Below are 19,837 nucleotides of genomic sequence, written 5' to 3' on the forward strand. Positions count from 1 at the left end.
CCGTCCTGGGTGCCCGAAAAATGATGCAACTGATGGGCTGAAAGGCCTTTTACAGCACAAAAACAAACGCCCCGAACAAGTCGGGGCGTTTGGCTTAAGGCCTGTCAGCGTGTTTTCACACAGTCTGGAAGGGCGTTTTTTTATGCCGGTGCGTTACGCGTAGTTCTGCGCCGGGCTGTTTTCGACCAGGCCCAGGACCTCGTCGTTGCGCGCGCTGATCTTGTGGTACAGCGCAGCGTCTGTGGCCAGGACCTTTTCCCGGGCTGGGAAAATTTCCTTGAGCTTGGCCGCCCAGGCGCCCTTGGTCTGCTCGGGGAAGCAGCGTTCGATCAGGTCGAGCATGATCGACACCGTCACCGAGGCGCCAGGGGAGGCGCCCAGCAGGGCGGCCAGGGTGCCGTCTTTGGCCGCCACCAGTTCGGTGCCGAACTGCAGGACGCCGCCTTTTTTCGGGTCTTTCTTGATGATCTGCACACGCTGGCCGGCCACTTCCAGGCGCCAGTCCTCGGCTTTTGCCTCGGGGTAGAAGCGGCGCAGGGAGTCCAGGCGCTGCTCCATCGACTGCATCACTTCGCTGACCAGATACTTGGTCAGGTCCATGTTGTCGCGGGCCACGGCGAGCATCGGGCCGATGTTGCCCATGCGAACCGACAGCGGCAGGTCAAGGAACGAGCCGTGCTTGAGGAACTTGGTGGTAAAGCCGGCATAAGGCCCGAACAGCAGCGAAGTCTTGCCATCGACAACGCGGGTGTCCAGGTGCGGCACCGACATCGGCGGCGAACCGACCGCAGCCTGGCTGTACACCTTGGCCTGGTGCTGCTTGACCACTTCCGGGTTGTCGCAACGCAGCCATTGGCCGCTGACCGGGAAGCCGCCAAAGCCCTTGCTCTCTTCGATGCCCGACTGTTGCAGCAGCGGCAGGGCCGCGCCACCGGCGCCGAGGAAGACGAAGCGGGCGTCGACTACACGGCTGCTGCCGCTGTTGACGTCCTTGATGCTGACGGTCCAGCCACTGCCGTTACGGCGCAGGCCGGTGACCCGCTTGCAGTACTTGACCTGGGCATCCGGCGCGCTGGCCAGGTGCTTGAGCAGCTTGTTGGTCAGGACACCAAAGTTGACGTCGGTGCCTTTCATAACGCGGGTGGCGGCGATTTTCTGGTCGGCAGGGCGACCTGGCATCATCAGCGGCATCCACTCGTTCATCAGCGCTTTGTCTTCGGTGTACTCCATCTCGCTGAAGGCGTGGTGCTGCTTGAGCAGCTCGAAGCGCTTCTTGAGGAAATCGATGCCCTTTTCACCTTCGACGTAGCTCAGGTGTGGCACGGGATTGATAAACGCCCGTGGCGAGCTGAACGCGCCTTTCTTGCTCAGGTAAGCCCAGAACTGCCGGGATACCTCGAACTGGGTGTTGATGAGTACCGCTTTCTTGATGTCGATGCTGCCGTCAGCGGCCTGCGGCGTGTAGTTCAGTTCACACAGCCCGGCATGGCCGGTCCCGGCGTTGTTCCACGGGTTGGAACTTTCCGCGGCACCCGAATCCATCAACTCGACGACTTCCAGCTTGATCGCCGGGTCGAGTTCCTTGAGCAGTACGGCCAGGGTGGCACTCATGATGCCTGCCCCTACCAGTACTACATCGACTGCTTCGTTCTGCGCCATTTAACGCGTCTCCAAAATCTACAGCACCAAATTGACAGCATAGGATCTCTGGCTTGGCCAGGATCGCCATGTCCGATTCTTCGCAGTTTTTGCAACTTCAGCGGACACCGCCAACCGGGCTTTGCGTTGCCTATGAACGCATTTTAAGGCCGATGCGGCAATTCGACTTATGGTCAAGGTGTCCGTCGTGCGTTATGGACCGGCCTCAGGCACTCATCCTGGATGAGCACTGTTGCCAGCTGTTCAGGGCTGTTCGGGACACTTTAGGTGCTTTTGCACATGCCAGACTGTTCATTGCTCGCCACACTCTCGTGAAGTTGTGAAAACCCGTTTTTTCACGCTCTTTTGGAGTCGTGAACCTCAAAAAGGTCTGCGCGATGGCAGGCCCGGCAGGTTCAGGCAGAGCAGAGGGCCGAATGATGCGGGCACACTGGCTGGTGCAAGACCTGTGTGGAAGGCTCTCTGTGGGCGGTGCGGAGGATGCCGATGATGAACATTGGCGGTGCTGCGAGGCCCGATCAGGAGACGTCCTTATAATCGGGGGGAGATTATAACGATGTCTCGGGCAGAAATGATCTTTATTAGCGACTTTTATTGATGCACGGCTCAGAAGGCCAGGCTGCGCTGTATCCAGTTGCCGCGAGGACGCGCACAAACCCGGGCGCTGGCGGGCAGGGGACGGTTGAGCCAGACCAGGCGAATTTCGTCGATTTCCACCCAGTCGCCAGCATCAGGCTTGGTTGCGCACTGTTTGAAGGCCAGGCAATGCCCTTGGCTGTCGAGACGTGCGAAGCTGCGCTTTGGCTGCCGGGTGAACAGTGAAGTCCAGAACCAGGACATGGCGGTTTACCTCAGTGAGTGTTCTGGGCGCGAGCATAACCGCAGGGTGATGAAACGATTGTGACAGCGAACCGGCAGCGTTCGCGCCTGTCTTACTCCCTAATGGCACGGCGATGGCTGGGCCGCGTCGTGCTGGTTATACTGGCGGCCTTTGCTGCCTATTCTGGAGAGATGAGCATGTTGCAACGTTTGTTGTTCGGTTTGATCGCGGTGACCAGTCTGACCCTGGCCGGTTGTGCCCACAGCCCGCAACAACTCAGCCCGCAACCAAAACTCACCGCCCAGCTCGCTCCGGTCGGTCATGGCCAGCCGGTGGTGGTCAAGGTGGTTGATGGTCGTGCTTCGCAAACCCTGGGCACCCGCGGTGGCCTGTATCCTGAAACCAGCGCCATCACCGTCACTGGCAACGACATCCTGCCGAAACTGCAAGCCCAGGCCGAAGCGGCTGTGCGCCTGCTGGGCTTCACCCCGACGCCCAACGCCTACAACGCGCCTCAGCTGACCGTGACCCTGGCCGAGCTCAAGTACCAGTCGCCAAAAGAAGGCATGTATGTGACTGAAGCCACCATCGGTGCGACCTTCAAGGCTGACGTGTCCAATGCCAACCGTCGCTACAGTGGCCGTTATGGTGCCTCCCTGGACCAGCGCTTCGGCATGGCGCCCAACCAGGAAACCAACACCAAGCTGGTGAGTGATGTCCTCAGCGACGCCCTGACCCGTCTGTTCAAGGACCACGCCATCGGCCAGATCCTGGGCGAATAAGCCGGGTAATCCGAGCACAAGAAAAAGCCCGATGGCTGCGTTGCAGGCATCGGGCTTTTTTGTGGCTGGCTTCAGGCCGCTTCGACGTAGAAGTCCAGCACGCTGATGCCGGTCTGGCCATCGACTTCGGGCAGGTCATCATGGGTGTGGCCGCCCAGGGCACAGTAAACCAGCCATTGACGGTCCTGAACGTTGAAGGCCAGGCCATCGATCAACGCCTGCTGCTCGTCGCTCTGGGCGATCAGGTAGAGGCGGTCCTGGTTTTCGGCGTGCAGCATGACAAGCTCCGGTTCATGGCGAAGGCGGCAAGAGTGGCATGTGTTGATGACGAAGGTATGACGGTGGGAATTAATCGTCGTTTGTCGCAAAGGGCAGGAATACGCGCAGCGCTTGGGTAGAATGCGCGGCGTATCGTGTGTTCGATGTACTTCTTCTGAGGTTTTGCGATGTCGTTGCAAGTGATCTGGGGGCTGTTTGCCGCCCATCCGGCCAAGCTGATCAACCTGCTGGCCCTGGTGCTGACCTGCCCGGGCGGCCTGTTGCTGCACAGCGCCAGGCGGCGTGCGGCGCAAACCCTGGCCGGTATGGCCGCCGATGAAGCAGTGGTCGATGGCATGAGCCTGCGCATCAACCGCTTCTATTACATCCTCGGCTTTGCCTTCCTGGCATTGGCCTTGTTGCTGTCCTGGTTCAGTACTTGGGTTTGAGCTGCAAGCGATAAGCTACAAGCTGTAAGTGCGTATCCGGCTTGTAGCTTGTAGCTTAAAGCTGCCCGCTTTTCACCCGATATTGATTACGCACCGGCGTCGCATACTGCTGCACCAGGTACGGCCGCTGTTCGGCCGGGCAGGCATCCAGACGGCGCTGCCATTCGGCCTGGGCGCGGGCCAGTTCGTCGGCCGGGAACAGCTTGGCCGCCGTCGGCACCCCCAGTGCCGGATCAGCGTCAGCCCATTGCGCATAGGCCAGGTAGTGCACCGGGAACAACCGGTAGCCGGCCAGAATCTGCCGATCGATTTCCGCCGCCAGCTGCTTGGTGTCCTCGAAGAACGCCGTCACCGGTGGGGCGAAGTTGATGTGCACCCGGCCCTTATAGCCCGTGATGCCCTGGGCGATGCTCAGGTCATCCTCGCCCGGTGCCTTGCTGTAGCTGCCAGTAGTGGCGCGAATGTACAGCTCGCGGGCCTTGGCCTGATCGCACGGGTCGTACTCATAGCTGATCGACACCGGGCTCAGGTTCAACGACTGGATCACCGCGCCGAACGGCTCGTCCTTGCGGCTCATGTGGAACATTTTCAGGATCGCTGAGTCGGTGCGATCGTCACCATCCTTGGCCCGGCCTTCGGCCTGGGCGATCCAGATCGACGATCCGTCATTGCGGATCGAATGGTTGATGTACGCTGAGAGTAGCTGGTAGGCCGCGAGCTTTTCCCGGCGCCCGCTGATCGAGCGGTGGACGATGAAGCTTTTGTTCAAGCGCATCATGTCGCTGACGAACGGCTTTTGCAGCAGGTTGTCGCCAATGGCGATCCGCGGCGTTGGCAGGCCGGCGTGGTATACCGCGTAATTGACGAACGCAGGGTCCATGACGATGTCACGGTGGTTGGCCAGGAACAGGTAGGCGGTGCCGGACTTGAGTAGCTCGACGCCAGTGTAGGTCACGCCGTCGGTTGCCCGCTCGATGGTATGGTCGACGTAGTACTCGACTTTGTCCTGCAGGGTCGAAACGCAGCTGACCCCGGCAAACTCCTTGCGCAGGCGTTGGGCGATCAGTGGCTTGAGCAACCAGCCGAAGGCTCCGGCCATGCGCGGGAAGCGGAAGTGGGTGAGGATATCGAGGAATGCCGGGTCGCTGAGCAGGCGTGCCAGAACGGCAGGGACCTCAGCATCGTCGTACGGTCGGATGGCATCGAATTCGCCCATCATGCTCTCTTGTTGGAAACGGCTAGGGTAATAGGTAGGGCCGGGGTTCGAAAAACGGCTCGAACACGCGCTGGTCCTGTAAATAGACCGGCAATTATACGCACAAGTCACTCGGGAGGCCGCGATGCTGGAAACTGCGCTCTACGATTGTCCCTATTGTGGTGAAGAAGTCGAAACGACAGTGGACCTGTCCGGTGGTGACCAGGAGTACATCGAGGACTGCCAGGTCTGCTGCAAGCCGATCAGATTCGTGCTTCAGGTGCATGGTGAAGAATGGATGCTGGACGTTTACGGTGAGAATGACTGATGCAGCGAATCTACGATCCGGAAAGCCTGCTGGAAGCCGAAATGTTGATCGGAATGCTCGACAGCGAGGGGGTCAAAGTTCACCTGGTTGGCCGCGACCTGATGGGGGCTATCGGCGATTTACCGCTGCAGGGCCTGCTGGGCCTGGCGGTTGCCGATGAACAGGCCGAGCACGCACGCCAGCTGATCGCCGCGTACAATGCGGCCCAGCCACTGGCTGGCGACGAACCGGAGCACATTCCGGGAACCCTGATTTGCTAGGTCTGAATCCCCTATGTGTGGACGTTACGCGCTGTTTCGCTGGTCTCCCGCCTTTGCTGCATTGCCGGGGTTTCCGACCGGCCAGCAGGCCCAATGGAATATTTCTCCGGGTGCTTCGGTACTGATCCAGCGCCAGCTTGAGGAGGGACACCTGGCGCTGGCCCGTGCCCGCTGGGGTCTGACCCCGGCCTGGCTGACCGACCTGTCGCGCACCCCGGCCCATGCCCGCGCCGAAACCCTGGCCGAACAACCGATGTTTCGTGAGGCGTTTCGCCTGCGCCGCTGCCTGATGCCGGCCAACGGCTTTTATGAATGGCGCGGCACCCAGCGCAAGCGTCCCTACTGGCTGACGCCGGGCGAGGGCTCTTCGCTGTTCTTTGCCGCGATCTGGGAGGCCTATCCGGTGCAGGATCAGGTCTGGCTAAGCACCGCAGTGGTGACCCAGGCGGCCGTGAATCAGCGCCGACCGCTGATTCTCGATGCGGCGGGGCAAGCGGCCTGGCTCGATCCCGAAACGCCTGTGGCGCGGTTGTATGAGTTACTGGCCAGCAATCAGGCGCCGCTGCGTGAGCGGGTGCTGGCCAATTTTGTGAATGATCCGAAGCTCAATGGGCCGGAGTGTTTGACGCCGGCTTGAGGCCGGCGAGCTACAAGCATCAAGTTTCAAGCGGCAAGCTGAAAAGCGATTGGGCGCCGCTTCTTGTCGCTCGAAGCTTGAAGCTTCAGACCCTGAATTGATTGATCAAGCGCCGCTGCTGCTCAGCCAGCTTGGTCAACTCGGCACTGGCGTTACTCGACTCATCCGCCCCGCCAGCCACCTCATTGGCCACTTGGCCAATATTGATCACATTGCGATTGATGTCCTCGGCCACCGCGCTCTGCTCCTCCGCGGCGCTGGCAATCTGGGTGTTCATGTCATTGATCACCGACACGGCCTGAGTGATGCTTTCCAGGGCCTCGGCGGCGCGGGCGGCTTGTTGCACGCTGACATCGGTCTTGCCCTGGCTGTCTTCCATGACCCGCACCACATCGCGAGTGCCTTGCTGCAGTTGCTGGATCATCTGCTGGATTTCTTCAGTGGCCTTCTGGGTCTTCTGCGCCAGGTTACGTACCTCGTCGGCGACCACGGCAAAGCCCCGGCCCTGTTCGCCGGCGCGCGCGGCTTCGATCGCAGCATTGAGTGCCAGCAGGTTGGTCTGCTCGGCGATGGCGCGGATGGCGATCAGGATTGCGTTGATGTTCTCGCTGTCGCGGGCCAGGGTCTGCACCACGCCGACTGCCCGCCCGATCTCTTCGGCCAGGGCGCTGATCGAGTCCGAGGTGTTGCGCACGATCTGCAGGCCCTGATGGGCGGCCTGGTCGGCGTTGCTGGCCGCCTGGGCAGCGTGGGTGGCGTTGCGGGCGACATCCTGGGCGGTAGCGGTCATTTCGTGCACGGCGGTGGCCACCAGGTCGATCTCGGCCATTTGCTTGTGCACGCCCTGGTTGGTGCGGATCGCGATGTCGGCGGTGTGCTCCGAAGAGTCGCTGACTTTCTGCACCGAGGCCACCACCTGGCTGATCATTGCCTGCAGCTTGGCCAGGAAGGTATTGAAGCCCTTGGCGATCGAACCCAGTTCGTCGGCGCGGTCGCTGCTCAGGCGGCGGGTCAGATCGCCTTCACCCTGGGCAATGTCGTCAAGCATGGCCACCATCTGGCGCAGCGGACGGGCAATGCCGTGGGCCAGCAGCCAGATCACCAGCAGGCCGAGGGCGGCAATGCCCAGGCCCATCACGGTCATGCCGGTGATGTCGGTACGGCGTTGAGCGCTGAGCTCGTCCTGAAGTTTGTTTACGTCAGCCATCACCGCGCTCAATGGCAACTCCAGCAGCAGGGTCCAGCGGGCGTCGGTACTGCCGATCTTGAACGGCAGGTACAGCTCGATACGCCCGGCGTCCTGGTTGACCTGGTAGTGCAGGTTTTCGCTGCTGAGCTGGCTCAGGGTGGCTGCGACGCTGGCGTCGAGGGCGTCACTGGCTTTTTCGCCGAACTTGCTTGGGTCTTTGGTAAAGGCCACCAGACGGCCGTTGCCGGAGACTAGTGCCAGTTCGCCGGCACCGTCATAAAGTTGCCGGTCGGCGGTGTTGAGCAGCTCCTGGATGAAGTTCACCGACAGGTCTGCACCGGCAATACCCTGGAACTGGCCATCGATCAGGATTGGTTCGACGAAAGAGGCGAGCATGACCAGCTTGTCGCCGACCTTGTAAGGCGCCGGGTCGATCACGCAGGCTTTCTTCGACTCTCTTGAGCACAGGTAGTACTCACTGGCGCGTACACCGGTGGCGAGGATGCTCTGATCATTGACGTCGGCCAGCTTGTCCAGGCCGAGGCTGCCGTCATCGTTGCGGAACCACCAGGGCAGGAAGCGCCCGTTGGCACTGTCGATACCGGTGATAGAGGTGCCGACGAAACGGCTGTCATCATGGTCCAGGGCGCCGGCTTCCCAGCCCAGGTAGGTCCCGAGGATCAACGGGTTGGTCACCGCGGTCTGCTTGAGCAGGGCGATCAGCTGTTCGCGCTCGATCTTGAGCAGCGGATTACCGTTGGCGTCCTTCATGCCCAGCATGGCGTTGCTGGTGGCAAGCCCGCGGGCGATCAGCAATGGCGCTTCCAGGCCGCGCTGGATTTCACTGACTTGGGTGCGGGCCAGGGCGCTCAGGCGTTGTTCTATCACCGCCTCGAACTGTTGCTGGGTGCGGGTCTGCACCAGCTCCTGAGTGCGTTGGCCGGAATACACGGCGTAAAGCACCAGGGCGGCAACAATGCTCAAGACAATTGCACCGGCGAGGGCCGCGACGGAAAACTGGATCGACCTGAACTTCATGAAGGGCTCCGAGCGCAAGAAAATTCGACTGCCTGGGGTTATCGGCCCGTGAGGGTCAAAGCATGAGTGCCGTCTGGAGAATTCTTCGTTCGGGGTGTGGCGGGCTCAATCGAGTCGGCCTAGGATACGCGGCATGTTCGAGTGGAGTGTTTTCATGCGTAAGTCATTTGTTATCGGTGCCCTGAGTGCCAGCGTACTACTTGCCGGATGCCAGGCAGTGAACACCACCAGCGGCGGCGCCGTGGGTGTCGAGCGTAAGCAATATATGTTCAGCATGCTGTCGACCGACCAGGTCAACCAGATGTATGCCCAGTCTTATCAGCAGACCCTGGGCGAAGCTTCGAGCAAAGGTGTGCTCGACAAGACCAGTGCCCAGGCCAAGCGGGTCCAGGTCATTGCTGACCGGCTGATTGCCCAGGCGCCGAAGTTCCGTCCGGATGCCGCGCAGTGGAACTGGGAAGTCAACCTGATCAAGAGCGGCGAGCTCAACGCCAACTGCGGCCCGGGCGGCAAGATCTTTTTCTACACCGGGCTGATCGACAAGCTCAAGCTGACCGATGACGAGATCGCTGCGGTCATGGGCCATGAAATCGCCCACGCCTTGCGTGAGCACGGTCGTGAAGCGATGTCCAAGGCCTATGGTGTGCAGATGGCACGTCAGGGCGCGGGCGCCTTGCTGGGCCTTGGCCAGGACAGCCTGGCGATCGCCGACACCGTGGTGCAGTACAGCATGACCCTGCCCAACAGCCGTTCGAACGAGAACGAAGCCGACCTGATCGGCCTGGAACTGGCGGCGCGAGCGGGCTACAACCCCAATGCCGCGATCACCCTGTGGGACAAGATGAGCCAGGCTTCGGGTGGTTCGCAGCCGGAGTTCATGAGTACTCACCCGGCTTCCGCCAGCCGCCAGGCTGCGTTGCAGGCGGCGATTCCGAAGGTGATGCCGTTGTACGAGCAGGCCAGGAAGTAATTCATCGCGGGGCAAGCGGGCTTGCCCCGCGATGATCATCAACCTATCCAGCCACTGACCTGCATTGCCGAGTACACCGCCACGGCGGCCAGTACGAAGAACGCGGCCGAAGCCAAGCGGCGGATCAGGGTCAATGGCAGTTTCTCGGCGGCGAAGTTGCCGGCCAGCACCACCGGTACGTTGGCAATCAACATGCCCAGGGTGGTACCGATAATCACCATGATCAGGTGCGGATACTGGGCAGCCAGCATCACTGTGGCCACTTGGGTCTTGTCGCCGATTTCAGCGATGAAAAACGCAATCAGGGTCGTCAGGAACGGTCCGAAACGCCGGGCGGTGCTGGCTTCGTCGTCATCCATCTTGTCTGGGATCAGCGTCCACAAGGCTGTGGCAGCAAAGCTGGCAGCGAGGATCCAGTGCAGGGTGGCGGCGGAGAAGAAGGTGCTGACCCAGGCGCCGACGGCACCGGCAGCGGCATGGTTGGCCAGGGTCGCGGCGATGATGCCGGCGATAATTGGCCAGGGTTTGCGAAAGCGGGCAGCGAGGATGAGCGCGAGCAATTGGGTTTTGTCGCCAATTTCGGCGAGGGCCACGATTGCGGTCGGGATGAGCAATGATTCCAGCATCAGGATTCCTACGGGGGCGGGTCGACACGGCTATGACACGTACAGCCTTCCCGCCCCGGGTAAGGTGTGCGTGTCATAGGTCTTGTCAAACCCTGGGTCCGTCTGTGCGGACCGTGGGTCGCACGCGCCATGGTCTGTGGACCAAGTATGTTGACGCGTACCGGGCGAGCAGGTTGCTCGCGGGAGACTACTCCCCTAGGACGGAGCGGATTCTGCCTAGGCAAATCCGTTTCGGCAAGCGCTGATTTTAACTGCGTGTTGCCTGGTAGATCTTGAAGCCTTGTCCTTCGGCACGTACCTGGCAGTTACCCAGCGCGCCTTCGATCAGTGGTTGGTAACGCAGGAAGCTGTTGGCTACCAGGCGAAGTTCGCCACCTTTTCTCAGATGATCGGCTGATTTTTTCAGCAGGTTTTCTGAGGCTTGGTAGTTGGTGTGAACGCCGGTGTGGAACGGTGGATTGCTCAGGATCACATCCAGATCGCGCGGGGCGGCATCAATGCCGTCGCCGCAGATCACCTCAGCTTCCAGACCATTGGCGGCCAAGGTCAGGCGGCTGCTGGCGAGGGCAAAGGCGTCGACATCAAGCAGGGTGATCCGGCTTTGTGGATAACGGCGCTTGATCGCTGCACCGAGCACACCGGCACCACAGCCAAAATCGAGGACATGGCCGACCGGCAGTTGATCAAGATTTTCCAACAGCAGGGCGCTGCCGCGATCCAGGCGGCCATGGCTGAACACACCTGGCAGGCTGACGATCTTCAGCGGCCCTTCAGCCAGTTCCAACTCGAAATGTTCGGCCAGGCTTTCCAGCGGCTTGGCTTCAGGGGCGTGTTCCACGGTGACTTGCCACAGCTGGCAGTGGCGCGCGCTGTCGAGCTTGCGCGGCTTGCCAAAGGCATGCAGCTGTTTTGCCGCACCTTCGATGCCGCCACGCTTTTCCCCGACCAGGTACAGCTCACGTCCAGCCAGGCGCGAGGCCAGGGCATTGAGCAGGTAGTTGGCCAGGTCGCGGGACTTGGGCAGGAACAGCACGGCAGCCTCGAAACCCTGGCTGGGAGCCTCTACGCCGAAATGACTGCGGCCCGCAAAGCGGGCATCGACAGCCGCCTGATCGCCGGCATGCCAGCACCAGCCGTGTGCTTTTGGCAACTTGCCGAGCAGGTCGTCGGCGGGCAAGCCTGCGAGCAACAGCGAGCCCTGGAAAAGCTCGGCCTGACGAAGCAACACTTCACTGCGCGGGTCCATGGATGGCGGCTCCTGAAAAAGTGGCGCAGTTTACCAGAGCCGGGCGCGCCTTAGCCGACCAGTCGACGCGGGCTGCCGGCAAAATAGGCTTCGGCGTTTTCGCTCAACTGTTCGACGATACGCTGGCGCGACTCCACCGCACCCCAGGCGCTGTGCGGAGTGACGATCAGGCGCGGGATATCCCCGGCCAGCAACGGGTTGCCATTGACCGGTGGCTCGACACTCAGCACATCGGTGGCGGCGCCGCCCAGGTGGCCGGAGCGCAAGGTATCGGCCAGGGCCTGTTCGTCGATCAAACCGCCGCGGGCGGTGTTGATGACAAAGGCACCGGGCTTGAGCAGGGCCAGTTCACGGGCCCCTAGCAGGTTGCGGGTGTGCTCGTTGAGCGGGCAGTGCAAGGTCAGGGCATCGACCTGGGGCAGCAGTTCATCCAGTGGCAAGCGGTCTTCGCGAGAAGGGCGTCCAGGTAACTGTCCGAGCAGTACACGCATGCCAAAGGCTTCGGCCAGGCGCGCCACGGCCCCCCCCAGTTCACCATGACCAAGCAGGCCGAGGGTCTTGCCCTCGAGCTCGACAATGGGGAAATCCAGCAGGCAGAAATGTTTGGCCTTGGCCCATTGTCCCTCGGCCACGGCTTGCTGATAGTCCGCCAGGCGAGTGGCCAGCGCCAGCAGCAAGGCCAGGGTGTGCTGGGCGACTGATGGAGTACCATAGCCCTGGCAGTTACTGACCACGATGCCCTGGGCCCGTGCGGCCTGCAGGTCGACGTTGTTGGTGCCGGTGGCGGCCACCAGGATCAGCTTCAGGCTGGGGCAGGCGGCCAGGGTGCTGGCGTCGATCATCACCTTGTTGCTGATGGCCACGGTCGCGCCCTGCAAGCGTTCCGCTACCTGTTCGGGGGCGGTGGCCGGATACAGTTGCAGCTCGTCAAAGCAACCGCGCAGGCGATCCAGGCTGAGGTCGCCCAGGTCCAGGGAGTGATGGTCGAGGAATACGGCGCGGCGAGTGGCGGACATGGAAGCTCCAGTGAGTGACGGTCGGGCTCAGGTCGGATAGGTGAAACAATCGTAACGGGTCTGTTCGAGGCTGGCTTCGAAGGCCAGCAGGCTCTGGTATTGCTGCTGCAGGTCTGCCATCTGTACCTGCAGCTGGGCTTTCCTGGCGGCAATGGCCTGACGGATACGCGACAGCGGCAGTTCGCCGGGGCCGTTGCCGCTAACCATTGCCTGCATCTGCTTGAGGCTGAACCCCAGCTTTTGTGCGCACTTGATCAGGCTTACCAGCGCCACGCTCTGCTCATCATAGATGCGGTAGCTGCCCTGGCGCCGGGGCGCGGGCAGCAGGCCGATCTTCTCGTAATGGCGTATGCATTTGATCGTCGCGCCGGACAGCTGCGCCGCTTTGCCGATGTACATCGAAAGTCCCTTTTACCTGGCGCTGGCCAGTTTGCGCGCCTGCTGCAACCAAACATCGCGTTGCGCCGTGTTCGAGCTGATGATGGGACCGAACGTTAACGTCTTTTGCGGCCTGATTCCACAAAAGCCCAGGGTAGTGCGGCGCATCTGTTCCAGGCCCGGCATACGGTACACCCAGCGGTAATGCCAGGGTGGCGTATCCATGCATACCAGCAGGTCGGCGCTGCGGCCCTTGAGCAGTTGTTCGGGGAAGGGGGAGTCGCTGCGGTACTTGAAGGCAAACCCGGGCAGCAGAACCCGGTCGAAAAACCCCTTCATCAGCGCCGGAATACCACCCCACCAGATCGGGAACACGAACACCAGGTGTTCTGCCCAACTGATCAGTGATTGGGCGTGTTGAAGGTCGGGCTCCAGTGGCTGCACGCGCTGATAGCCTTCGCGCAGCACTGGGTCGAAGTCCAGCGCGCCCAGCTCCAGCACCTGAACATCATGGCCGGCTGCGCGGGCAGCGGCTACGTAGGCGCTGCTCAGGGCGGCGGAGAAACTCTGGTTTGAGGGGTGGCCGAGGACCACCAGTACACGTTTGTTCATCGACGCCTGCCCTGTCGTGCAAAGCGCCCAGGCTAGCGGTTGCCCCTAAGGGGAGAGTCAAGCACGCCGAGAGGTTGTTACATCCTGTGTCGAGGGCGTAATGTAGGTTTTCTTCGTGTTCTCCCATTCGCGCAAGGAGCCCCCATGTATTGGGCTGAATTTCTCACTGTTGCCTTGATTCACCTGCTGGCCGTGGCCAGCCCCGGTCCCGATTTCGCCGTGGTGGTCCGCGAGAGCGTCACCCATGGACGCCGCGCTGGCACCTGGACTGCCTTTGGCGTCGGCATGGCGATTTTCCTGCATGTGGGTTATTCGCTGCTGGGCATCGGCCTGATCGTGTCGCAGTCGATTGTGCTGTTCAACGCCCTCAAATGGCTGGCGGCGGCTTATTTGCTCTACATCGGTTTCAAAGCACTGCGTGCCGGCCCCGCCGCGCCAGGCAGCGACACCGTGCAGGCGTCGACCGTCGAGCGCACACCGCGGGCAGCCTTTGTCGCAGGCTTCATGACCAACGGCCTGAATCCCAAGGCCACGTTGTTCTTCCTGTCATTGTTCACCGTGGTGATCAATCCACACACGCCGCTGGCCATCCAGGCCGGTTACGGCGTGTACCTGGCCGCCGCCACCGGCCTGTGGTTCTGCCTGGTGGCCATGCTGTTCAGCCAGCAGCGCGTGCGTGCAGGCTTTGCCCGCATGGGCCACTGGTTCGATCGCAGCATGGGCGCGGTACTGATTGCCCTGGGCGTGAAGATCGCCTTCACCGAAATGCATTGATGGCGAGTTGCCTCTAGCTATTGTCCCGGTCAAATCATTCCTTTGGCTGATTTGGCCGGCGTTGTGGCGTTCTAGAGTGGGTCATGTCTTGACCCGTCCGTGCACTCTAGAAAAGGGACTCCCATGTTGCAGACTCGTGTCATTCCTCCCGCCGAGGGCGCTTATCAGTTTCCGTTGTTGATCAAGCGCCTGCTGTTGTCTGGCTGCCGCTACGAGAAAACCCGCGAAATCGTTTATCGCGATAAGTTGCGCTTTAGCTACCTGACCCTCAACGAGCGCATTGCGCGCCTGGCCAATGTACTGACCGAGGCCGGGGTCAAGGCTGGCGATACCGTGGCGGTGATGGACTGGGACAGCCATCGTTATCTGGAATGCATGTTTGCCATCCCGATGATCGGCGCGGTGGTGCACACCATCAACGTGCGCCTGTCACCGGAACAGATCCTCTACACCATGAATCATGCCGAAGACCGCTTCGTGCTGGTCAACAGCGATTTCATCGGCCTGTACCAGGCCATCGCCGGGCAACTGACCACGGTGGAGAAAACCCTGTTGCTGACGGATGGCGAGGCCAAGACTGCCGATCTGCCGAACCTGGTGGGCGAGTACGAGCAACTGCTGGCTGCGGCCAGCCCCGTCTATGACTTCCCTGATTTCGACGAGAACTCGGTCGCCACGACTTTCTACACCACCGGTACCACCGGTAACCCCAAAGGCGTGTATTTCACTCACCGGCAACTGGTACTGCACACCCTGGCCGCCGCCTCGGTCACCGGCAGCATCGACAGTGTGCGCCTGCTGGGCAGCAACGATGTGTACATGCCGATCACGCCGATGTTCCACGTACATGCCTGGGGCATTCCCTACGTGGCGACCATGCTGGGGATCAAGCAGGTTTATCCGGGGCGCTACGAGCCGGAGATGCTGTGCGAGCTGTGGCGCAAGGAAAAGGTCACGTTCTCGCACTGCGTGCCCACTATCCTGCAGATGCTGCTCAACGCCAAAGGCGCGCAAACCCAGGACTTTGGCGGCTGGAAGATCATCATTGGCGGCAGCGCGCTGAACCGCGCCCTGTACGAGGCCGCCAAGGCCCATGGCATTCAGCTGACGGCCGCTTACGGCATGTCCGAAACCTGCCCGCTGGTGTCCTGCGCTCACCTCAACGAGGAGTTGCTGGCCGGTAGCGAGGATGAATGCATCACCTACCGGATCAAGGCCGGTGTACCGGTGCCGTTGGCCGAGGCGGCGATTGTCGATAGCGAAGGCAAATTCCTCCCGAACGACGGCGAAACCCAGGGCGAGCTGGTGCTGCGAGCGCCCTGGCTGACCATGGGCTATCTGCGCGAACCGCAGAAGGGCGCAGAACTCTGGCAGGGTGGCTGGTTGCACACCGGTGACGTGGCCACCCTCGACAGCATGGGCGTGATCGACATTCGCGACCGCATCAAGGATGTGATCAAGACGGGCGGCGAGTGGATCTCCTCCCTGGAGCTTGAAGACCTGATCAGCCGTCATCCGGCGATACGCGAAGTGGCCGTGGTCGGGGTCGCCGACCCGCAGTGGGGCGAGCGACCGTTTGCCCTGCTGGTGGTCCATGAAGACCAGGTGATCGATGCCAAGGCGCTCAAGGAGCACCTCAAGCCTTTCGTGGAACTTGGGCACATCAACAAGTGGGCGATTCCCAGTCAGATTGCTCTTGTTACTGAAATTCCCAAGACTAGCGTCGGCAAGATCGACAAGAAGCGCATCCGCCTGGACATCCCTCAGTGGCAGGCCAATAACAGCACGTTTCTCTCGACCCTTTGATGCCGGCCGGGTCGTGCCCAATCGGGTGTGACCCGCAGGCCAGACGCATGTTCGCCTTGTCAAATACTAATTTTCAGCCATTCTTGCCCCTGCCAGCACAACGGCCGGTTCAGAAACCGCGCCACAGGGGCAAAAGTGCAAATCACACTTTAGAGGGATCAAGCCCCCCTACCTGCTGGCTATAGTCGGGTCAGGGGATTTTCAGGAATGGGGGGCAGCACAGGAATGTGCCTGGCCACTTGCTCGACGATTGAGGTGCGCTCACCCCGTCGAACGAGGCGTTTCTGCAAAGGACTCACTGCCATAAAAATAAAGTACATGGAGTAGCGTCGATGACATCAGTAAATCTGTTCTGGCGCCGGGCGAAACTGCCGTTGGCCGTCAGCCTCGCTTCTACGCTCGCCGGTCCTGCATTCGGCGTCAGTTTCAACATCGGTGAAATCGAAGGGTCGTTTGACTCGTCGCTATCCGTGGGGGCCAGCTGGTCAACGGCCAAGCCGAACGAGAACCTGATTGGCGTCAACAACGGCGGCAAAGGTTTGTCGCAAACTTCCGACGACGGTCACCTGAACTTCAAGCGCGGTGAGACCTTCTCGAAAATCTTCAAGGGCATCCATGACCTGGAGCTCAAATACGGCGACACCGGTGTGTTCGTCCGTGGCAAGTACTGGTACGACTTCGAGCTCAAGGATGAACACCGCGAGTTCAAGGACATCAGCGACTCCAATCGCAAAGAGGGCGCCAAGTCCTCCGGTGGGCAGATTCTCGACGCCTTCGTCTATCACAACTACGCCATTGCCGATCAGCCGGGTTCGGTGCGCCTGGGCAAGCAGGTGGTCAGCTGGGGTGAAAGTACCTTCATCGGTGGCGGTATCAACTCGATCAACCCGATCGACGTCGCCGCCTTCCGCCGTCCTGGCGCCGAGGTCAAGGAAGGCCTGATCCCGGTCAACATGTTCTATGTGTCCCAGAGCCTGACCGACAACCTCTCGGCCGAAGCCTTCTACCAGATCGAGTGGGACCAGACTGTCGTCGACAACTGCGGGACTTTCTTCTCGCAGCCAGACGTCATCGCCGACGGCTGTACCGACAACCTGCGTTTGCTCAACAGCAGCCGTACTGTGCCGCCAGCCGGATTGGGCTTCCTGGCTCGCCAGGGAATCGACATCAACGAAGAAGGCGTGCTGGTCAAGCGTGGCGCGGATCGCGATGCGCGTGACAGTGGCCAATTCGGTGTGGCCATGCGCTACATGTTCGAGCCGCTGGATACCGAGTTCGGCGCCTATTTCATGAACTACCACAGCCGCGCGCCGATCTTCAGCGCCACCGGCGCCGCGCCGTCGGTCTATGCCGGCCTGCGGAACCTGCCGGCGGCACTGCGGAGCTTGGCGCCGTTGATCGTTGCGGGCAACTCGCAGTACTTCGTCGAGTACCCTGAGGATATTCGCCTGTATGGCCTGAGCTTCTCCACCACGCTGCCTACCGGCACCGCGTGGAGCGGTGAAGTCAGCTACCGGCCGAATGCGCCGGTGCAGTTGAACACCACTGACATTCTGTACGCAGGTGTTCGTCCGATTGGCGGGACGCTGGCCAACGCCTCCCTCCTCGACGGTGTTCCTGGCCAGGACCTGCACGGTTACCGCCGCAAGGAAGTGACCCAGTTCCAGACCACCCTGACCCACTTCTTCGACCAAGTCATGGGGGCGAGTCGGCTGACCGTGGTGGGTGAGGTCGGCGTGACCCATGTCGGTGGCCTGGAAAGCGCCCATGACGTGCGTTACGGCCGTGACCCGGTCTACGGCCCGGGCCCGCTGCCGAGCACCGGTGGCTTCAATACCTGCTCGCAGATCCTCAACACCAGCACCATCGTCGGTGCAGGCGCTGGCGCTTCGACTGACAACCGTAGCCGCAAGTGCGAAAACGACGGTTACACCACCAGTACCTCTTGGGGCTACCGTGCCCGGGCGATCTGGGACTACAACGACGTGTTCGCCGGGGTCAACCTCAAGCCTAGTGTCGCCTGGTCCCATGATGTTTCCGGCTACTCCCCAGGCCCTGGCGGCAACTTCGAGGAAGGGCGCAAGGCGGTCAGCCTGGGCCTGGATGCCGAGTACCAGAACACCTACACCACCAGCCTGTCGTACACCAACTTCTTCGACGGCAAGTACACCACCGTGGATGACCGCGATTTCATCGCCCTCAGCTTCGGCGTGAACTTCTAAGAACACCGATTCAGGACGAGCATGAACATGAAAATGACCAAGAATCTGCTGCAAGCCGGTGTGTTGGGCCTGTCGCTGCTGGCCACCGGTGTCATGGCGGCGGTGTCCGCCGACGAAGCGGCCAAGCTCGGCACTTCCCTGACGCCTATGGGCGCGGAAAAGGCCGGTAACGCCGATGGTTCGATCAGTGCCTGGAAGCCGCTGGCCACCAATGCCGGTGCCGTTGATGGCAAAGGTTTCCTTGCCGACCCATACCCTGGCGAGAAGCCGCTGTACACCATCACCGCGCAGAACGTCGACCAGTACAAGGACAAACTGTCCCCGGGTCAGATCGCGATGCTCAAGCGCTACCCCGAGACATACAAGATCCCGGTGTACCCGACCCATCGTGGCTCAACCGTGCCGGCTGATGTGTTTGCCGCGATCAAGGAAAACGCCACCAAGACCAACCTGGTCGCCGGCGGCAACGGTCTGGAAAACTTCACCACTGCTGTACCGTTTCCGATTCCCAAGAGCGGTGTCGAAGTCATCTGGAACCACATCACCCGCTATCGCGGTGGCAGCGTGACCCGTCTGGTCACCCAGGCCACGCCGCAAACCAATGGCTCCTACAGTCTGGTGTACTTCCAGGATCAATTCGTCTTCCGGGACAAGATCAAGGGCTACGATCCGGCTAACCCGGGCAACGTGTTGTTCTACTTCAAGCAGAAAGTGACGGCACCGGCACGCCTGGCCGGTACCGTGTTGCTGGTCCACGAGACCCTCGACCAGGTCAAGGAACCGCGCAAGGCGTGGGTCTACAACGCCGGTCAGCGTCGTGTGCGTCAGGCGCCACAGGTGTCCTACGACGGTCCGGGGACTGCAGCCGATGGCCTGCGTACTTCCGACAATCTGGACATGTTCAACGGCGCGCCGGACCGCTATGACTGGAAGCTGGAAGGCAAGAAGGAGATGTACATCGCCTCCAACAGCTACAAGCTCGACGACCCAAAGCTCAAGTACGCCGACATTATCAAGCCCGGGCACATCAACCAGGACTTGAGCCGTTATGAGCTGCGCCGCGTCTGGCACGTGGTCGCGACCTTGAAGCCGGGTCAGCGTCATATCTACGCCAAACGTGACTTCTACATCGACGAAGACACCTGGCAGGCTGCAGTGATCGACCAGTACGACGGTCGCGATCAACTGTGGCGCGTTTCCGAGGCTCACTCCCAGGACTATTACAACGTCCAGGTGCCGTGGTACACCCTGGAAGCCATCTACGACCTGCAGTCGGGTCGCTATTTGGCACTGGGCATGAAGAACGAAGAGAAGAAAGCCTACGACTTCGGTTTTACGGCCACCCTCGGCGACTTCCAGCCCGCAGCGCTTCGCCAGGAAGGTGTGCGCTAAGCTTCAAACCTCCGTGTGATCTCCCAGAACGCCCCGGCTTGCCGGGGCGTTTCTGTTGTGCGCCCAGCATGGGCGCAATCTTGCGGGTGAAAGTCCCGCCGTGAGCTGACCACAGCGAACGAAGTGAAGCGCAACTGCATGAGGGCGACCAAGTGTGGGGAGGAAGCGTGAATCGAAACC

General features: G+C 61.2%; 20 protein-coding genes, 1 pseudogene and 1 riboswitch. Of the genes and pseudogenes, 10 read left to right on the forward strand and 11 right to left on the reverse strand.

Annotation, left to right across the window (positions count from 1 at the left end):
- Nucleotides 1-153: 153 nt before the first annotated feature.
- Both mqo and ACRESH_RS22970 read right to left on the reverse strand, forming a co-directional pair.
- Nucleotides 154-1,659 carry a malate dehydrogenase (quinone) gene (mqo, locus tag ACRESH_RS22965; RefSeq protein ID WP_431744130.1) on the reverse strand — a complete coding sequence of 502 codons (1,506 nt, stop codon included), beginning with the start codon at nt 1,657-1,659 and terminating at the stop codon, nt 154-156.
- Between the two features lie 606 nt (nt 1,660-2,265).
- Nucleotides 2,266-2,499, reverse strand: coding sequence for a hypothetical protein (locus ACRESH_RS22970; protein WP_431744131.1), 234 nt, complete (start codon nt 2,497-2,499; stop codon nt 2,266-2,268).
- Between the two features lie 177 nt (nt 2,500-2,676).
- Between ACRESH_RS22970 and ACRESH_RS22975 the strand changes: the two genes are divergently transcribed.
- A complete protein-coding gene (locus ACRESH_RS22975) occupies nt 2,677-3,261 on the forward strand; it encodes a YajG family lipoprotein (RefSeq protein ID WP_431744132.1) in 585 nt (194 codons plus the stop codon).
- A 71-nt stretch (nt 3,262-3,332) separates the two neighbouring features.
- On the opposite strand, the gene ACRESH_RS22980 is transcribed toward ACRESH_RS22975, so the two are convergent.
- Nucleotides 3,333-3,539 (reverse strand): hypothetical protein, encoded by a 207-nt coding sequence (locus ACRESH_RS22980; protein WP_431744133.1) that lies wholly within the window; start codon nt 3,537-3,539, stop codon nt 3,333-3,335.
- A gap of 168 nt (nt 3,540-3,707) precedes the next feature.
- Here ACRESH_RS22980 and ACRESH_RS22985 point away from each other — a divergent pair, with 168 nt between their 5' ends.
- Nucleotides 3,708-3,968, forward strand: coding sequence for a hypothetical protein (locus ACRESH_RS22985; protein ID WP_274295345.1), 261 nt, complete (start codon nt 3,708-3,710; stop codon nt 3,966-3,968).
- A 55-nt stretch (nt 3,969-4,023) separates the two neighbouring features.
- On the opposite strand, the gene ACRESH_RS22990 is transcribed toward ACRESH_RS22985, so the two are convergent.
- Nucleotides 4,024-5,187, reverse strand: coding sequence for a 1-acyl-sn-glycerol-3-phosphate acyltransferase (locus tag ACRESH_RS22990; protein WP_431744134.1), 1,164 nt, complete (start codon nt 5,185-5,187; stop codon nt 4,024-4,026).
- 121 nt (nt 5,188-5,308) lie between these two features.
- Between ACRESH_RS22990 and ACRESH_RS22995 the strand changes: the two genes are divergently transcribed.
- Genes ACRESH_RS22995 through ACRESH_RS23005 form a run of 3 tightly spaced genes read left to right on the forward strand, consistent with a single transcriptional unit; the run spans nt 5,309 to nt 6,388 of the window.
- On the forward strand, nt 5,309-5,491 hold the full coding sequence (locus tag ACRESH_RS22995; protein WP_045196022.1) for a CPXCG motif-containing cysteine-rich protein: 183 nt from the start codon (nt 5,309-5,311) through the stop codon (nt 5,489-5,491).
- Nucleotides 5,491-5,751: a putative signal transducing protein gene (locus tag ACRESH_RS23000; RefSeq protein WP_431744135.1), complete on the forward strand. Its 261-nt coding sequence runs from the start codon at nt 5,491-5,493 to the stop codon at nt 5,749-5,751. The genes ACRESH_RS22995 and ACRESH_RS23000 overlap by 1 nt, the downstream gene beginning before the upstream one ends.
- Before the next feature lie 13 nt (nt 5,752-5,764).
- On the forward strand, nt 5,765-6,388 hold the full coding sequence (locus tag ACRESH_RS23005; RefSeq protein WP_431744136.1) for an SOS response-associated peptidase: 624 nt from the start codon (nt 5,765-5,767) through the stop codon (nt 6,386-6,388).
- Nucleotides 6,389-6,473: 85 nt separating this feature from the next.
- Here ACRESH_RS23005 and ACRESH_RS23010 read toward each other — a convergent pair whose 3' ends face one another.
- Nucleotides 6,474-7,316: a methyl-accepting chemotaxis protein gene (locus tag ACRESH_RS23010; protein WP_431744147.1), complete on the reverse strand. Its 843-nt coding sequence runs from the start codon at nt 7,314-7,316 to the stop codon at nt 6,474-6,476.
- Between the two features lie 12 nt (nt 7,317-7,328).
- Nucleotides 7,329-8,615 (reverse strand): annotated as a pseudogene (locus ACRESH_RS23015) (HAMP domain-containing protein); the annotation flags it as partial.
- A 154-nt stretch (nt 8,616-8,769) separates the two neighbouring features.
- Between ACRESH_RS23015 and ACRESH_RS23020 the strand changes: the two are divergent.
- Nucleotides 8,770-9,585 (forward strand): M48 family metallopeptidase, encoded by an 816-nt coding sequence (locus tag ACRESH_RS23020; RefSeq protein ID WP_431744137.1) that lies wholly within the window; start codon nt 8,770-8,772, stop codon nt 9,583-9,585.
- Between the two features lie 38 nt (nt 9,586-9,623).
- Here ACRESH_RS23020 and ACRESH_RS23025 read toward each other — a convergent pair whose 3' ends face one another.
- The 5 genes from ACRESH_RS23025 to ACRESH_RS23045 all read right to left on the reverse strand — a co-directional run bounded on the left by ACRESH_RS23025 (nt 9,624) and on the right by ACRESH_RS23045 (nt 13,463).
- Nucleotides 9,624-10,211 (reverse strand): TMEM165/GDT1 family protein, encoded by a 588-nt coding sequence (locus ACRESH_RS23025; RefSeq protein WP_431744138.1) that lies wholly within the window; start codon nt 10,209-10,211, stop codon nt 9,624-9,626.
- Nucleotides 10,212-10,298: 87 nt separating this feature from the next.
- Nucleotides 10,299-10,420: riboswitch (yybP-ykoY riboswitch) on the reverse strand.
- A gap of 38 nt (nt 10,421-10,458) precedes the next feature.
- Entirely contained in the window at nt 10,459-11,457 is a 999-nt protein-coding gene (locus tag ACRESH_RS23030) for a methyltransferase (protein WP_431744139.1), read from the reverse strand.
- A gap of 50 nt (nt 11,458-11,507) precedes the next feature.
- Nucleotides 11,508-12,473, reverse strand: a complete 966-nt coding sequence (locus ACRESH_RS23035) for a 2-hydroxyacid dehydrogenase (RefSeq protein WP_431744140.1) — start codon at nt 12,471-12,473, stop codon at nt 11,508-11,510.
- A gap of 27 nt (nt 12,474-12,500) precedes the next feature.
- On the reverse strand, nt 12,501-12,872 hold the full coding sequence (locus tag ACRESH_RS23040; protein WP_431744141.1) for a MerR family transcriptional regulator: 372 nt from the start codon (nt 12,870-12,872) through the stop codon (nt 12,501-12,503).
- Nucleotides 12,873-12,884: 12 nt separating this feature from the next.
- Nucleotides 12,885-13,463 (reverse strand): NAD(P)H-dependent oxidoreductase, encoded by a 579-nt coding sequence (locus tag ACRESH_RS23045; RefSeq protein WP_431744142.1) that lies wholly within the window; start codon nt 13,461-13,463, stop codon nt 12,885-12,887.
- A 144-nt stretch (nt 13,464-13,607) separates the two neighbouring features.
- On the opposite strand from ACRESH_RS23045, the gene ACRESH_RS23050 reads away from it, so the two are divergent.
- The 4 genes from ACRESH_RS23050 (at nt 13,608) to ACRESH_RS23065 (ending at nt 19,657) form a co-directional block, all read left to right on the forward strand.
- Nucleotides 13,608-14,237 (forward strand): LysE family translocator, encoded by a 630-nt coding sequence (locus tag ACRESH_RS23050; protein ID WP_431744143.1) that lies wholly within the window; start codon nt 13,608-13,610, stop codon nt 14,235-14,237.
- A 123-nt stretch (nt 14,238-14,360) separates the two neighbouring features.
- Entirely contained in the window at nt 14,361-16,043 is a 1,683-nt protein-coding gene (locus ACRESH_RS23055; protein ID WP_431744144.1) for a fatty acid--CoA ligase, read from the forward strand.
- Nucleotides 16,044-16,375: 332 nt separating this feature from the next.
- On the forward strand, nt 16,376-18,265 hold the full coding sequence (locus tag ACRESH_RS23060) for a DUF1302 domain-containing protein (RefSeq protein ID WP_431744145.1): 1,890 nt from the start codon (nt 16,376-16,378) through the stop codon (nt 18,263-18,265).
- Nucleotides 18,266-18,292: 27 nt separating this feature from the next.
- A complete protein-coding gene (locus ACRESH_RS23065; RefSeq protein ID WP_431744146.1) occupies nt 18,293-19,657 on the forward strand; it encodes a DUF1329 domain-containing protein in 1,365 nt (454 codons plus the stop codon).
- Nucleotides 19,658-19,837: the final 180 nt, after the last annotated feature.

The organism is Pseudomonas sp. (genome assembly GCF_050739775.1).
Taxonomy (GTDB): Bacteria; Pseudomonadota; Gammaproteobacteria; order Pseudomonadales; family Pseudomonadaceae; genus Aquipseudomonas.